This window comes from Chitinophaga sp. (assembly GCF_039596135.1).
Taxonomy (GTDB): Bacteria; Bacteroidota; Bacteroidia; order Chitinophagales; family Chitinophagaceae; genus Chitinophaga.
Genome location: NZ_JBCNKH010000114.1, coordinates 1 through 15,019, shown reverse-complemented (window position 1 = coordinate 15,019; position 15,019 = coordinate 1). Strand labels below are relative to the sequence as shown.

12 protein-coding genes are annotated in these 15,019 nt (G+C 44.8%); 4 read left to right on the top strand and 8 right to left on the bottom strand.

Features of this window, described 5'->3' with window-relative positions:
* Positions 1-12 precede the first annotated feature (12 nt).
* From ABDW16_RS30305 to ABDW16_RS30285, 5 genes are all read right to left on the bottom strand, one after another.
* Positions 13-1,536, bottom strand: coding sequence for a RagB/SusD family nutrient uptake outer membrane protein (locus ABDW16_RS30305; RefSeq protein WP_343675102.1), 1,524 nt, complete (start codon positions 1,534-1,536; stop codon positions 13-15).
* Positions 1,537-1,562: 26 nt separating this feature from the next.
* Positions 1,563-5,069, bottom strand: a complete 3,507-nt coding sequence (locus ABDW16_RS30300; protein WP_343675100.1) for a TonB-dependent receptor — start codon at positions 5,067-5,069, stop codon at positions 1,563-1,565.
* A gap of 20 nt (positions 5,070-5,089) precedes the next feature.
* Entirely contained in the window at positions 5,090-6,061 is a 972-nt protein-coding gene (locus ABDW16_RS30295; RefSeq protein ID WP_343675098.1) for a FecR domain-containing protein, read from the bottom strand.
* A 15-nt stretch (positions 6,062-6,076) separates the two neighbouring features.
* A complete protein-coding gene (locus ABDW16_RS30290) occupies positions 6,077-6,694 on the bottom strand; it encodes a sigma-70 family RNA polymerase sigma factor (protein WP_343675096.1) in 618 nt (205 codons plus the stop codon).
* A gap of 69 nt (positions 6,695-6,763) precedes the next feature.
* Positions 6,764-7,912 (bottom strand): GTP-binding protein, encoded by a 1,149-nt coding sequence (locus ABDW16_RS30285; RefSeq protein ID WP_343675094.1) that lies wholly within the window; start codon positions 7,910-7,912, stop codon positions 6,764-6,766.
* A gap of 95 nt (positions 7,913-8,007) precedes the next feature.
* Between ABDW16_RS30285 and ABDW16_RS30280 the strand changes: the two genes are divergently transcribed.
* Positions 8,008-9,420, top strand: a complete 1,413-nt coding sequence (locus ABDW16_RS30280) for a S8/S53 family peptidase (RefSeq protein WP_343675092.1) — start codon at positions 8,008-8,010, stop codon at positions 9,418-9,420.
* Here the strand turns inward: ABDW16_RS30280 and ABDW16_RS30275 are convergent.
* Genes ABDW16_RS30275 through ABDW16_RS30265 form a run of 3 tightly spaced genes read right to left on the bottom strand, consistent with a single transcriptional unit; the run spans position 9,409 to position 12,274 of the window.
* Positions 9,409-10,107: a response regulator transcription factor gene (locus ABDW16_RS30275; protein WP_343675090.1), complete on the bottom strand. Its 699-nt coding sequence runs from the start codon at positions 10,105-10,107 to the stop codon at positions 9,409-9,411. The two genes, ABDW16_RS30280 and ABDW16_RS30275, sit on opposite strands and share 12 nt — an antisense overlap.
* Positions 10,104-11,117: a histidine kinase gene (locus ABDW16_RS30270; RefSeq protein ID WP_343675089.1), complete on the bottom strand. Its 1,014-nt coding sequence runs from the start codon at positions 11,115-11,117 to the stop codon at positions 10,104-10,106. The genes ABDW16_RS30275 and ABDW16_RS30270 overlap by 4 nt, the downstream gene beginning before the upstream one ends.
* A complete protein-coding gene (locus ABDW16_RS30265) occupies positions 11,114-12,274 on the bottom strand; it encodes an acyltransferase family protein (RefSeq protein ID WP_343675088.1) in 1,161 nt (386 codons plus the stop codon). Before ABDW16_RS30265 ends, ABDW16_RS30270 begins: the two co-directional genes overlap by 4 nt.
* A gap of 136 nt (positions 12,275-12,410) precedes the next feature.
* Here ABDW16_RS30265 and ABDW16_RS30260 point away from each other — a divergent pair, with 136 nt between their 5' ends.
* From ABDW16_RS30260 to ABDW16_RS30250, 3 genes are all read left to right on the top strand, one after another.
* A complete protein-coding gene (locus tag ABDW16_RS30260; RefSeq protein ID WP_343675086.1) occupies positions 12,411-13,748 on the top strand; it encodes a sigma-54 dependent transcriptional regulator in 1,338 nt (445 codons plus the stop codon).
* A gap of 148 nt (positions 13,749-13,896) precedes the next feature.
* Positions 13,897-14,247 carry a hypothetical protein gene (locus ABDW16_RS30255; protein ID WP_343675084.1) on the top strand — a complete coding sequence of 117 codons (351 nt, stop codon included), beginning with the start codon at positions 13,897-13,899 and terminating at the stop codon, positions 14,245-14,247.
* Between the two features lie 177 nt (positions 14,248-14,424).
* A partial coding sequence (locus tag ABDW16_RS30250) for a potassium-transporting ATPase subunit KdpA (RefSeq protein ID WP_343675082.1) occupies positions 14,425-15,019 on the top strand: 595 nt, incomplete at its 3' end.

Sequence of the window (15,019 nt, the reverse complement as noted above, 5' to 3'; positions counted from 1 at the left end):
AAATGTAAAATACTAGTATCCTTCATTCTGGTACATGCCGGTTGGGTTCAGCTTGTACTCGTCGTAAGGAATAGGATAATACTTATCCTTGGTACTGATGTTAGACAATTTGGCGTTTCCAAATCTTGACTGGTCCTTTGACTGGAAGTATGTCACCAACCCGGAAGCAGTAAATGCACGCAACAGGTCATACATACGATGGTTTTCAAAAGCCAGCTCAATTCGTCTTTCATGCAGAATAGCCAGTTTCAACGTTGGATATTTAGCCACATAGTTCGCATCCTGTGAAGAAGTTTCGTAGTCAGGCATACCAGCTCTTGCTCTCACCTGGTCCAGGTAACCGATAGCAGCAGTGGTGTTGCCCAGGTCGTTGTTTACCTCTGCCAGCATAAGAATGATATCAGCATAGCGCATCAGTATCCAGTCGTTACCACCATAACCATTCACACCTGCAGCATCTGTAGTATCGCGGAATTTGGTAATGAAATAGTCCTTTACGTTAGCAGCATTGGCATACCTGATAGAGAAGGTTTTTCTCAGGTCACCATCTTCATAGTCGTCTACCAGGTCGCCGGTTACATTACCACCTACACCTGTAGATGTTTTCTGGGAGTTCACAGTCTCACCCGCAGCCTGGTTATTGGCAGCAATAGAAGAAGAGTAAGTTGCATCACCTTGTTTATATACAATCTGCATGATCAGCTCAGGACAGGTCGATTTCTTCGCCACGCTAAATACATCGGTATAAGCAATCTCGCTCAGTACTCCAAACTTGCGCATGTTATAGCAAGCCTCCAGGTAAGTCTTTGCATCCTGCAGGTGCTGTGAGCTCTGGCCATCTTCGATCGTCTGGGACATAGTCAGGTATACCTGGCCCAGCAGCCCATTGGCAGCTGCTTTGGAAACACGGCCAATGTTTGCATCTGTCTGGAAGTCAGGCAGCGGACTATCCAGTACATCCTTCAGGTCTGCAATGATCTGGGAGTAAACAGCGGTATCAGCCACACGGTAAGTGTAAGCAGTTACTTCGTCCGAAGTTTTCAGCTGCTTTGTTACCAAAGGCACTGCCCCCCACTGGCGAACCAGGTGAAAGTACATCAGTGCACGCAGGTATTTTGCTTCTGCTTCGTAACCCAGTTTGGTACTACTGCTGGTGAAAGTTACACTGTTGATATTAGACAATACCACATTTGCACGGGAGATGGTTTCGTACATCGCTGCCCAGTGCGACTTCAGGTAAGTATTAGAAGGCAACAGGGAAAAGTCGTTGAACTGGAAAGGCTCGCCGGAGTTAGACTGGTTATCGTTCCTACCAGTATTGTCAGAGCGCTCTTCATAAAAAAGGCCACTGTTTTCGCCAATACAGTTGGAGCTTCTCAATGCCTCATAAATACCGTTCACGGCCAGTAATACATCATTTTCAGTCGCAAAGTAATCAGACACACTCAGTGCATTGGGATCGGACTGGTTCAGGAAATCCTTGCTGCAGGAGCCCAGTACCACACACGTTGCTATTGCTAAAAAGATACGTTTCATGTTGAATAATTTTGAAAATAAAAGGATCAGAAGCCCAGTTTAACACCTACATTATAAGCACGTACCAGTGGGTACTTACCATAATCCACACCTGGTGTCAGGTTCGCTCCATCATTGTAGTCTACTTCAGGATTGTATCCTTTATATTTGGTAATAGTAAACAGGTTGTCTACGCTTGCATACAGGGTTGCTTTGCTCAGGCCAAGATGCGTCTTCAGGTAACTGGATTTGAAGTTGTAACCCAGCGTCGCGTTTGTACAACGCAGGTAAGAACCATCCTGCAGGTAGAAAGTAGACAGGCGGGTACTGTTACTCTGTGTACCAGCCCTTGAAGCGCGATATACATGACCATTACCTGGTTCTGATTCACTGCGGTAGTGACCAGCTACATCCGCATACTGGTTGCCGGAGCCCTCCATGTTGTAGAGGTAATAGTCCTGGCCATCCAGTACCTTATTGCCATAAGAACCGTTGAAAGAAGACGTGAAATAGAAATCATTGTAAGAAGCGGTCAGCGCAAAACCGTAAGAGAACTTCGCCCATGGACTGCCAATCACACCTTTATCATTATCATTCACCACACCATCGCCATTTACGTCTTTGAAGTATAGGTCACCAGCTCTCAGCGGGTTAGTAGAAGACGCTGATTGAGCTACTTTGCCTACATCACTTTGTTTTGCCACACCCAATACCTGGAAACCGTAGAACATGCCCACTGGCTGCCCCTGCTGGGTAATATGGGTTTTGTAAGAACGCTCAGCACCTGCAGAGATGATGGTGCTCGCACCACCCATATCCAGTACCTTGTTTTTATTTACAGTAATGTTACCATTGAGTCCGAGATGGAATTTCTTACCATCTATTACTCTTGCATCTACCTGGAAGTCGACACCACTGTTGCGGATCTTGGAATTCCGCAGGTTGGTCAGCAGTTCGGTAGAACCAGAAATGGCAGAGATAGATTGTTTGAACAACAGGTTGTAAGAATAAGAAAGGTAGTAGTTCGCAATGAAGTTCAGGCGCCCCTTCAGGATACCAACGTCGAGACCAGTATTGAACTGGGAAGTAGATTCCCAACCCAGCTTCTGATCTTTCAGATCGCCCGGATAGTAAGCAGTATTTACAGTACCGGAACCAAATACTACACCTGTAGGCGTAGCCATCGTTTGCATGGTATTGTAGTTACCGATATTATTATTACCACTCAGGCCCCAGCTGGCGCGGAATTTCAGAGTAGACTGCGCACCCAGCCAGTCGTGGTAGAAAGATTCGTTAGAGATTGTCCAGCCTGCAGACACAGATGGGAATACCCCCCATTTACGCTGGGGACCGAAGCGGGAAGAACCATCTGTACGGATAGATCCCGTCAGGAAGTACTTCTCATTGTAGTTATAGCTCACACGGCCAAAATAAGATTCCAGGGTGTAAGAAGCCTTGTATGCACTGGTCAGCGTAAAATCAGTTGCATCAGCTCCTTTTGCAGTAATTTCCTGGATACGGTCATCTTCAAAACCTTTCGCTGTTACCTTTACCAGGTCTGTGGTATTGTACTGGGCAGAATAACCGGCCAGTGCAGTCACTGCGTGTTTACCAAAACGCTTGTTGTAGTTCAGGGTAAACTCCGCCAGCTGGTCCAGGGTATTCTGGTTCTGTGCGATCCCATTAGCAGCCAGTTTAGCGGCGTCAGAGTAAGGCGCATTTACACCACTACTTAAGCTGGTAGGATAATAGTAGTTATACTTTTCAGAATACGATTGCATACCCACGTTCGCTTTCGCAGTCAGTTCAGGCAGGATGCTATAGATAGCGTATGCATTGTAAGTACCACGGTTACCTTTTCGGGTAATGTTGATTTCCCTTGCCTGCGCGATTGGGTTTTCAAAGCTGTTGTAACCATAGGTAGAAGACAGTGCGGCGATTTCATTCTTCAGTGGTGCACCGGTAGAATCGAATGGCTGTGCACTTGGTGGCATCAGCAGCGCTGTCATAATTGGGTTGTGGTCCCAGCGGCCTTCTGACAGTTCCCTGTTCTGGTTATTGGTGTAAGAAACGTTTACACCTGCTTTCAGTTTAGGATTGATGGTCGCATCCAGGTTCAGACGCAGGTTGATTTTCTTCACACCTGTGTTCTGTACAATACCGTCCTGGTTCTGATAACCACCGCTCATATAATAACGGATATTGTCAGTACCACCAGAGAAGGATACATTGTGACGGCCAAAGAAAGCATTTCTGTACAACAGATCCTGCCAGTCAGTATTATATTTGGAAGGGATCACCTTTTGATTTGCAAAGTCATAATAGCGTGTATCGATGCTGACTGAGTTAGCATTTCCTACGTTGGCAACACGGGTAGCATTGTTGTCGGAGTACATACCGTCGGTCCAGGTCTTACCGCTGTTTTCAACGAGGTCCCTGTAAGAGCCGTTACGTGCATCCACCAATAGTTGCAGGAACTGGTCACTGTTCAGCAGTTTTACTTTTCTGGCCAGCTGGTTGAAACCTGTGGTATAGCTATATTCCAGTTTACCCCTGCTGTCAGCCTTCCCCCTTTTGGTAGTGATCATTACCACACCACCGGAAGCACGGGAACCATAGATAGCTGCAGAAGCTGCATCTTTGAGGATGTCGATCGTTTCGATATCTTCAGGATTGATATAGATATCATTGTCTACAGGATAACCATCTACTACATACAATGGGTCGGAGCTTGCATTGAAAGAACCTACACCCCGCACACGGATCTTGGTGCTCTTATAAGGCGCACCGCTCACCTGTGATACCTGTACACCGGCTACTTTACCTACGATGGCCTGACCTACCGTAGGTGCAGTCAGGTTCATTTCGCTGGCTTTTACGCTGGCAACAGCACCGGTCACATCGCTCTTTCTTACAGACTGGTAACCGATGGCTACCACTTCCTGCAACTGGCTGTTCTGGCTTTTCAGCCGTACGTTCAGGATGTTTTCAGAAGTAACAGGTATTTCCTGTGGGGCATACCCGATGAAGTTAAATACCAGTACGTCGCCGATATTAACTTTGATGGAATATTTACCATTTTCATCGGTAGTGGTATTTACTTTGGATGTTTTTTCGTGAATGCTCACACCCGGAATAGGCATGTTGGCTTCGTCAGTTACCACACCGGAGATGGTCACTGATGCAGCAGTAGCCTTTGCTACAACAGGTGCAGCTTTTATTTTTTCAACTTTCAGGAAAATATGACTTTCATCTACCTGCTTTACAGCACCTTCATACCCCTTCAGTAAATCCTGCAAAACGGCTGACAATGGTGCGGCAGAAGCCCTGTAGCTCACGAGCTGATTGTCTGCCACATGAGTAGCATTGTAACCAATAGAAATGCCAGTCTGAGATTCAATGAGTAAAAATACTTTTCTGAGTGGTGTGTTTTTAACGTCTAAATTAATACGGGTATCACGAACCTGGATCGTGATCTGGTTGCGAAGTTCATTCGCAAAACCCATTACATGACAAGTCAATAATATGAGCAGCAGGTATGCCCGGCGTGTCATATTTGTTGGCATTTTACATCTTATTCGCATGATGCTGTGTTGATTTTAATTTCATTATGATTAATCTGGTAGGTAATGCCGGATAATTGTGACAGCAATCTCATAGCATTCTCTATCGTCTCATTCTTCAATTGCAGTGTATACTTACAATTGTGTTTAGCTTTTCCTGTCAGCGTGATATTTATATTGTATTGTCTTTCTAATACAGCGGCGATTTCCGGAATGCTGGCTTGTTCGAAATAGAAAACATTGTTCTGCCAGGCGGCAATTTCATTCGTTTTTCCTGTACCTATATTTAAGGAGTCGTTTTCTTCATTGTAGGTCAATACCTGTTCTTTTGTAAGGCCTGCAGAGAGCACAGTAGTTTGAGCAGCCATCTTTTTCTCGATCCTTACTTTACCCGTCAGCACCGCAATCTGTACGTCTTTTTCACCGGGATAGGCTTTCACATTAAAGGAGGTACCCAATACTACTGTCTGCAGGTTTCCACTACGAACAATGAATGGCTTTGCAATATTTTGCGCAACGTCAAACACCGCTTCACCTGTCAGGTCCAGCACACGGTCATGCACGCCAAAGTCAGACGGGATGCGGAGTTGCGTATTCGCATTGATGGTCACAATACTACCATCAGGCAAGGTGATTTTTTTACGCTCAGCCTTTCCTGCATGCATCAAGGCATAGGTAACTGGTACAGGAGGCTGGTGTAATTGTTTATATATAAATAGGACAGACGTACATATTAATATGAATACGGCGGCAACTTTGAGGATGCGCGGCAATACGCGCACCTTTACCTTCGGATGGAACATACGTTCCAAAGCCTCCAGGGCAGCGTCATTGGCGGCATCAGTAAATGCCGGATCGTCCTGTAATTCTTCAAAAGAATCAAACCACTCCCTGATTCGGGCAGCTTCTTCCGGTGTAGCTTCACCGGCTCTGTATTTTTTTAAAAGCGATAAAATCTCTGCTTTATCTGATGATGTTCCCATTCATCAGTATAGTCTCTAAATCATACGAGCGGTACCGTTAAGGAATTGTAAACACAATGTTAACAGAATGTAAATGGACAACCAGTGATCGGTTTGTAAACGAAGCCGGATTCTTTTTAGCGCAATAGATATGGTATTCTTGACGGTTTGCTCCGAAAGTCCGTACTCCTGGGCTATTTCGCGGATAGTTTTGGATTCCCAGCGGCTGGATATAAAAACTTTCCGCATGGTATCGCTCATCTTTGCAACTTCGGTATCTACCTTTTCCCGCATTTCAACAGCTATTAACTGGTTCTCGACAGGAAAAGTACTGGGCTCGTCTTTTTCAAGCAGGGTAGCCTGCCGTGCCAGTATTTTTTTATGCGCCAGCTGCCAGTCAATGACCGAGTAGTAGGCAGCACGGCACATGTAGGCGAAGATCCGCTCAGGGTTTTGTATGTTGTGCCGGTTATTCCAGCAGGAGATCAGTACTTCCTGCAATATATCTTTAGCATCATCTTCAGACCGTATGCGGGCATAGATATACTTATACAACGCTACATTGTAACGTAATACAAGTATGGCAAAAGCTTTTTCATCGTTCTCATGCTGAACTAAGGATAATAATTCCGCATCGGTCAAATTCTTCATCATAAGACGGGGCACTAAAGCGATGCGAAATTATTATCGAAAAAAACTGCTAGTATATTATGTTTAAGTTAACTACAGGGGAAAGTCGTCCGAAAAGCGCTGTCCTCTTTGCATTGCTGCGATTTCCACAGGTGTGCATAAACAGGATTCCAGTTCTATGGTGATTAAATCCTTGTCCATATCCTTACCTATAATGACCAGTTCATTGTACCGGTCTCCAAAATTTTTATCCCATCGCCCTTCTATTTCTTCCTTGTAATCGAGGAAACTGGCATAGCGGATCCGATCTTTATAGGGCATGCTGCACCACCATACCCCTGCTTTTTCGGCACGCAGACTACCACCAGCCTGGCTCCAGTTGATCGCATCATCCTGCCGGGAAGCAAGCCAGAAAAGACCTTTACTGCGGATGATGCTGGAATGCCACTCCTCGTTTAAGTATCTCCAGAACCGTGCTGGATGAAATGGTTCCCGACTGCGAAAAACAAAGCTGCTGATGCCATATTCTTCCGTTTCCGGTGTATGGTATGCTTTATTCAGCTCTTCGATCCAGCCGGCCTGCTCACTGGTAGCATCAAAATCAAATAAGTGCGTATTCAGTATTTCTGACGGCGCAATTTTTCCAAATTCGCTGGTGATGATCTTTGCACCGGGATTTAGTTTTTGAATCATGGCCCTGAGTATGCCCAGCATCTCTGCCGTGATCAGGTCTGTCTTATTTAATATAATGACGTTCGCAAATTCTATCTGGTCAGTGAGCAGGTTCACCACGGTACGCTCCTCGTGGATGCGGGTACTGCCATAGTCCTGCAAAAAGTTGTAACAGTCCACCACCGTAACTAAAGTGTCGAGCCTGGACAATTCATCGAGCGTACCATAGGTAAAGGTTTGTGCCACAGGAAGCGGTTCGCTGATACCGGAGCTTTCTATTAATAAATAATCAAACCGCTTTTCTTTAGCTAGTTTTTCTACTTCAATGAGCAGGTCTTCGCGCAGGGTACAGCAAATGCAGCCGTTGCTCATCTCCACCAGCTTTTCTTCTGTTCTGTTCAGCGTATGCTCATTTTTTACAAGTTGGGCATCTATATTTACCTCACTCATATCATTGACAATAACGGCCACTTTCAGGCCTTCCTTATTATGCAGGATATGATTGAGCAAAGAAGTCTTACCGGCACCCAGGAATCCACTGAGTACCGTTACAGGCAAACGGTCTGTCATTATTGTATATGTTGTTTGAAGCAAATATATGCAACTTTGTTGCAAATAGAACAATACACTAAAACTTTCGTAACTTCTAAAGAAAATCCTTTGTTATGAAACCCATCTACCCTATTTTGTGCCTGCTGGCACTCACCGCCTGTTCCAGGAAGGATTCACTTCCCACTATCAGCAACTCCAATCCTGACACCATCATTCCCAAATCTGCTATCAATGCATTTATAGAACAAAAGTTAAAGGAAGAGGACCATTTTGATTGGGCCATGGCCAATGATAGTATGCTATGGAGTGCCCTGATCCGGTCAGACAGTGTATTAAGTATCGGCTATACTCCCGGCGACAAAGAGAAAGTATTACAGGTAGTACAGCAATATGAAGGTGCACTCATCTATCCTTTTAAAGAAGGCAAACTGCCTTTTCTCAACCTGAAAGTGGGCAACTATGCGAGTATCAAAGCACTGCGTGCTGCCGCGTTCGTACGCTATGCTGATCCTATTGGATATGGTGCCTATATAGAGGACAATGCAAAGCCAGCCAGCAGTTTGCTGAATTTCGGTTGTGGTAGCAATACTGCCCAGGCAAACATTGATTACACCACCATATTACCTGCTGCCAAACAATCCTGGAACTACCCCTATCACCACATCCCCGAGGCATGGGCCCAATCTACAGGAGCGAATATCAAAGTCATGATCATTGATACAGGTATCAGCGATGCGCAGGAAAATTTGGGTGCCGCTTTTAATCAGGGTTATTCTTCAGGGAGAAGCATTACCCGGGCAGTCACTTATTCCGGTGCAACCACCAATGACGACTGCGGTCACGGTACCAGCATGGCAGGTACACTGGCAGGGCCCCGCGGTACAGATGGCAACACCGTAGGCATTGCCTACAATTGTAATTTGCTCATGGTACATGCGGCAGAAAATGTCGTCATCCTTTCTTCAAAATCTGTGAATGGTGTAACTGATGCCTATGTAATGGGCGGAGACGACCCCGATGTAAAGATCATCAGTATGAGCCTGGGCACCATCTTCAACTATGGTCAGATCAAAGATGCGATTGCCTATGCAGACAGTAAACAAAAACTCATGTTCTGCGCTGCAGGTACATCCTTTTCTTTCTTCGCAAGTTTTGTGGGTGTGATCTTCCCGGCCAATCAACCAGAGGTACATGCCGTAACAGGTGTGAAAGACAACCTGACTACCCGCTGCGATGACTGCCATGTAGGCAGCAAAGTTGATTTTACAATAGTAATGGAAAAATCCGGTAACGGGCTTCACCCATTGAGCATAGCGATGAGTGGCGATGCACCTTCGACCGTAGGTGGTTCTTCTGTGGCCACAGCCAGTTGTGCGGGTATAGCCGCCCTGGTTTGGAGTAAAAATCCCGGTTATCCAAGAGATAGTATCATCAGCAAGATGCGCAGGGCTGCCTCCTACCCTGTTACACGCAATAGTTCCTTTGGCTGGGGTGTGGTGAATGCAGCCACCGCCTTATCGCTTTAAGAACCGGTTATGTAAAATGCGTTGCAGCGTATCCTCCTTCTGGTACTTGGAAATGGGAATCTGAAATGCACCTACATACAAGGTATTACCTTCTATACTATTGATCTTATCGATGGCCACCAGGTAAGACTTGTGGGGCTGTACAAAAGATGTTGCAGGCAGGTGCTCCTGCAACATCTTTAATGTAAGGTGCGTAATGATTTTTCTACCCGGCACGTGAATAGCAACATAATTCTCCATGGCTTCTACATAGAGAATGTCATTCACACCGATCTTTTCCAGCTTGCTGTCTACTTTTACAAAAAAATAATCACTCGTTGGTTGCTGGCTTTGAAAATGATCATAGATCTTGTTGGCAGCTTTTAAAAACCGTTCAAATGAAACTGGCTTCAATAAATAATCCAATACCTCCAGTTCATATCCGTGTACAGCATACTTCTCATACGCAGTAGTAAACACCACTTTGGGCGGCCGGGCCAGATTTTTCAACAATTCAATCCCGGTCATATAAGGCATTTCAATGTCTAAAAACAAAACATCTACCTGCTGCTGCTTTAACAGCGAGTTCAGTTCTATAGCATTTTCGCACACTCCCTTCAGGTCCAGAAAATCTATTTTCTCTATATAGCCCTGCAATCCTTTTCTTGCAAATGGCTCATCATCGGTTACGATACAGGATATCTTCATAATAGTTCGAGTCTCACTTTAAATGCGGTTTCCGATTTATCAATTTTCAATACATGCTTACCGGGATATAATAGTTCCAGCCGCCTTTGCAGGTTTTCCAACCCAATGCCGCCGGTGTTGTTGACTGTAGCTGGAATATCATTCTCCGCCTCAAATACAATTTTCGTGGCTTCCAAAAAGGCTTTTATCTTTAAATGATAATCACCACCTACATACTTAAATGCATTTTCTACCAGCGGAAAAAACAATAAAGGATAAACCACCTGGCCCTGCAACTCCGGATCAACAGATACACTCAAAGATAACTTCTCAGATGCACGTAATTTTTGCAGGCTAATAAAACTCTCCAGGTAATCCAGTTCCTGTCTGACAGGTACCGTTTGCTGCTGATCGTACAATTGGTACCTGATTAATGAAGAAAACAATTCCACACTTCTCTTCGCGGCGCTTACATCTTCATCCATCTGAAAGTAAATTGTATTCAGGGCATTAAATAGAAAATGAGGGTGCAATTGTGCTTTCAGAAATTTCAGTTCTGCCTGCAACTGGTCATTCATCACCTTTTCCAGTTTGATCCTGTTATCGACGTAGGCTTTCAAAAAACTGTTGCTACGACTTAAGCCATAATAAATATATCCATACAGTAAAGGTATCACATTCACATCAACGGCATCATACCATTGCAACCCATCGTCTGTAAAGATCGGGATAGGCAGTATGAAAATATTCTGAAACAGCACCATAAACAGGGTCACTACACCCAGTTCTTTCAGTATCCGTTTCCTGCTAAACTCATGTTCCCAATGTGTGTCAAAGTACCGGAACAGGTAGTGCACCCCTGCCACGAACGCAAAGCCGGCTACGATACACAGGCTGAGTTCAAGACTGGTCAGTTGCCAGCTACGTTCCCAAAACTTCATACCTGTCACGGTATCCAGCAGCAACCTGATTGTAAAATAAGAGATCAGCCCGAAGAAAAGCCCGGTTATTAATACCCGTTTTAATTTCATACAGAAAATTTACGATTCTTTTTCATACCAAAGAGCCACCTTGTAACCCGGTAAGGCCGGATAAAGTGATGGTACACCACCATCGAGATCGCCAATGTAACCAGCACTATGAAAATATACTTCATTCCTACACTATCCGGCGCTTTTACGACATAGTATGCCAGTATGACGATGACGGTCTGATGCAGGATATAAAAGGGATATACGGCCTGGTTGAGGTAGTTGAGTGACGGATGCGGTCTGTTGAGGTTTTTTTTTCCATACCCGATAGCAGTAAGTACCCATGCCCAGCCACAAACAGATCTGAGTGCCATGAATGCATAGGTACGGTAATCATCCTGCCAGTTGGGCAGTACATCCCAGGGACAGATATCATTCCAGCGGCATACATTAATTGCAATAAGAGATAAGAATGCAATAATAAAAGTACTCTTCCTGTTTCTCTCTAAACTATCCATCAATAAGGGATTGGCAATACATAAAAAACCAGGTAATAAAAAAAGCAACCAATAAGCCATATACGCCCAGTCACCCCAGAACGTATTCGTCTCAGGATATTTTAAAGTAAAGGCTGTATACACAATAATCCCCGGCAGTGTCAGCAGGTAAATACGTTTTCCCTTACTGAACCAGCCCAGGTTATTTCTAAACCCGGCTCCCCCTGGGGAAACAATCCATGCGAACAAAGGTGCACAGATAATATCGTACAATACCAGGTACAGAATAAACCACAGGTGATGCCAGCTGAGGTTACCTTTGGGATAAGGTCCTGATGTAAACATCGTCACATAAAAATGCAGGTAAGAACCATGGTATCCCTGTGTGAGCCTTTCCATATAGACCTGTGGCGGAACAATAACGAGCATACCAAAAATCAATGGAATTAATAACCGGGTTAGTCTCAGGCCAATAAACCCACCGGCATTGCGGCTTTGCATCATATAATAACTCACCGTACCAGAAATAAAAAACAACAGGGGCATACGAAACATGTGCAGCCACTGGTTCATTTCCAACAGAATATTACTGGTTTCCCTGTTCCGGATATGCCAATCCAGTTCAGAGGCAAATGGCATTGCTGAGTGAAAGATAAGCACGCCAAAGATAGCGAGGATCCTGAGCCAGTCCAGCCAGGCCTGACGGGGAGTTGATTGCATAATTTTGATTTTATACAGCCAAGTTACCATCGGTGGCACGGTGGGTAAAAAAAGTTTGACGTAAGGACAGTTTTGCAGGGTGACCAGGCGAAATAGATCAGCAGGAAACCTTAATTTCGCTTTTCAAATATACTATATGGCAGGAACTGTGCTCATAATCGACGACGAAGAGAAGTTACGCAGCCTGATGAAACGCATCATCACCCTGGAAGGTTACAACGTCCTGGAAACCGGCAATATCAAATCCGCGCAAAAAATACTTGATAAAGAAGAAATCGATGTCGTACTCTGCGACGTTAAACTACCCGATGGCAGCGGGGTGGACTACGCTAAAACCATCAAAGAAAAATACCCTTCTTTAGAAGTCATTCTCCTCACCGCCTACGGCAATATCCCAGATGGCGTACAGGCTATTAAAAATGGTGCGTTCGACTACCTCACCAAGGGCGACGACAACAACCGCATCATCCCCCTGCTGAACCGCGCATACGAAAAAGTACTGCTGCAAAAACGGATTGAGAAACTGGAAAAACAGGTGGGACAGAAATACAGCTTCGAGAGCATTCTCGGTAATTCCCGCGCCATCTCCGAGGCCGTCGCCCAGGCCAGCAAAGTAGCACCTGCAGACACCACTGTATTATTACTGGGAGAAACCGGTACGGGAAAGGAAGTCTTTGCACAGGCCATCCATAACAACAGCAGGCGCGCAGGCAAACCCTTCGTGGCCCTGAACTGTAGCGCCTTCAGCAGGGAACTGCTGGAAAGTGAGCTATTCGGTTACAAAGCCGGTGCATTTACCAATGCCACCCGCGATAAAAAAGGCCTGATTGAAGAAGCCAATAACGGCACCATCTTCCTCGATGAACTGGGCGAAATGCCACTGGACCTGCAGGCTAAACTGCTTCGGGTATTAGAAACCGGCGAGTTCATCAAAGTGGGCGATACCAAACCCACTAAAGTAAATGTTCGCATCATCGCAGCCACCAACCGCGACCTGAAGGTAGAAGCCGAAAAGGGCCTCTTCAGGGAAGACCTGTATTATAGGCTCAATGTATTTACCATTATCCTTCCCCCGCTGAGAGAAAGGAAAAAAGACATTCCCCTGCTGGCAGAGTACTTCATCATGCTCGCGGCCAATCGCAATAACCGGAAGCCATTGACCATGGCACCAGCGTTTGTAGAAAAGCTGCAAATGCATGAATGGAAAGGGAATATCCGTGAATTAAAGAATGTACTGGAAAGAGCGGTGATCCTTGCAGAGGGCGATGAGCTGACTGTAGAACAATTACCATTTGATTTGCAGATAGCAGATAAATCTTCAGGGATCCTGTCTGCATTTGATCTGGCCAGTGTAGAAAAGCTACATATAATAAAGGTATTGCACCATACCAAAAACAATAAAACTGAAGCCGCCAGACTATTAAATATAGGCCTCGCTACCCTCTACCGGAAAATAGAAGAATATAAAATATAGCCCCCTTCAAAATGATAAAACCCTCTCAAAATGAGAGGGTTTTATCATTGCACCTGTTTATAATATATACTGATTTCCAATTACTTACCCCTCAAAAATAACCCCGGCATACCAATTGGCTTCACTCTCCATATAAAATTCATTTTTTATGAACCAATATGAAGCCGCTGCCGAAATAGCAGATGAAATACCCTCCATCCAAAAAGAGATCGTCAAAGCCCCCGTATTCGGCTCTGCCTATCTCTGTATCAAAGTACTGGCTAATTATACCTTGAAAATGATCCAGGACCATGAAATCAAAGAAGTACAACACACCATGTTCCTGGCCGAAAAAATCTACAACAAAGGCAATCAGCTGGTAAAAACAGCCATCGAAAACGTATTCATCTACTCCTTCAGCGCCATGAAAATGGTTTGCTCCCGCCAGGAATGGCAGGAAATCCAGAGCAGGATGCCCGTAAACATCTTCTCTGCTTATATCCAACAACTACACGCTTAAACATATGCTTACATTCATCTACCTGCTCATCATAGCAGCCTGTTTTTACATCTTTTTTAAATCTATTGACTTCTTCGAAAACATCTAAACCATGATGACATTACTCCTGATCATATCCATCCTCGTATTTATCTACCTGGTGTATGTGCTCTTAAAACCTGAAAAATTCTGATCTAAATGATGAACAGCGAAATGACAGGTGTCTTAGCCACCTTTTTTATCACCTTACTGATTGCTTTCCCACTCGGAAAGTATATCGCCAAAGTATTTAGCGGGGCACCTACCTTTACCGACTTTTTAAATCCTTTCGAAAGATTCCTCTACCGCTTCTGCGGCATCGATCCTAATAAGGAAATGAACTGGAAACAGCACATGGTGGCTTTATTATCCATCAACCTGGTCTGGGTCATCTATGCCTTCTTCGTACTCCTGTTCCAGTCTCACCTTCCCCTCAACCCGGATGGTAACCCGAACATGACACCCGATCTGGCCTTCAATACCAGTATCAGTTTCCTCGTAAACTGTAACCTGCAACACTATTCAGGTGAAACAGGTGTTACTTACCTGACACAAATATTTGTCTTAATGTTCCTGCAATTTGTAAGTGCTGCTACAGGCATCGCTGCACTTGTAGGTGTGTTCAATGGCCTGAAAGAAAAAACAGTAAACAACTTAGGTAACTTCTGGAGCATCTTCACCAAAACAATCACCAGGATATTATTGCCATTATCTATTGTAATGGCTGTTATCATGGCATTTAGTGGCACGCCTA

Excerpts from the sequence above, each read along its gene's own strand:
- ABDW16_RS30305 (WP_343675102.1), bottom strand. The coding sequence starts at position 1,536 with ATGAAACGTATCTTTTTAGCAATAGCAACGTGTGTGGTACTGGGCTCC.
- ABDW16_RS30290 (WP_343675096.1), bottom strand. The coding sequence starts at position 6,694 with ATGATGAAGAATTTGACCGATGCGGAATTATTATCCTTAGTTCAGCAT.
- ABDW16_RS30300 (WP_343675100.1), bottom strand. The coding sequence starts at position 5,069 with ATGACACGCCGGGCATACCTGCTGCTCATATTATTGACTTGTCATGTA.
- ABDW16_RS30275 (WP_343675090.1), bottom strand. The coding sequence starts at position 10,107 with ATGAAGATATCCTGTATCGTAACCGATGATGAGCCATTTGCAAGAAAA.
- ABDW16_RS30295 (WP_343675098.1), bottom strand. The coding sequence starts at position 6,061 with ATGGGAACATCATCAGATAAAGCAGAGATTTTATCGCTTTTAAAAAAA.
- ABDW16_RS30260 (WP_343675086.1), top strand. The coding sequence starts at position 12,411 with ATGGCAGGAACTGTGCTCATAATCGACGACGAAGAGAAGTTACGCAGC.
- ABDW16_RS30265 (WP_343675088.1), bottom strand. The coding sequence starts at position 12,274 with ATGCAATCAACTCCCCGTCAGGCCTGGCTGGACTGGCTCAGGATCCTC.
- ABDW16_RS30255 (WP_343675084.1), top strand. The coding sequence starts at position 13,897 with ATGAACCAATATGAAGCCGCTGCCGAAATAGCAGATGAAATACCCTCC.
- ABDW16_RS30270 (WP_343675089.1), bottom strand. The coding sequence starts at position 11,117 with ATGAAATTAAAACGGGTATTAATAACCGGGCTTTTCTTCGGGCTGATC.
- ABDW16_RS30285 (WP_343675094.1), bottom strand. The coding sequence starts at position 7,912 with ATGACAGACCGTTTGCCTGTAACGGTACTCAGTGGATTCCTGGGTGCC.
- ABDW16_RS30280 (WP_343675092.1), top strand. The coding sequence starts at position 8,008 with ATGAAACCCATCTACCCTATTTTGTGCCTGCTGGCACTCACCGCCTGT.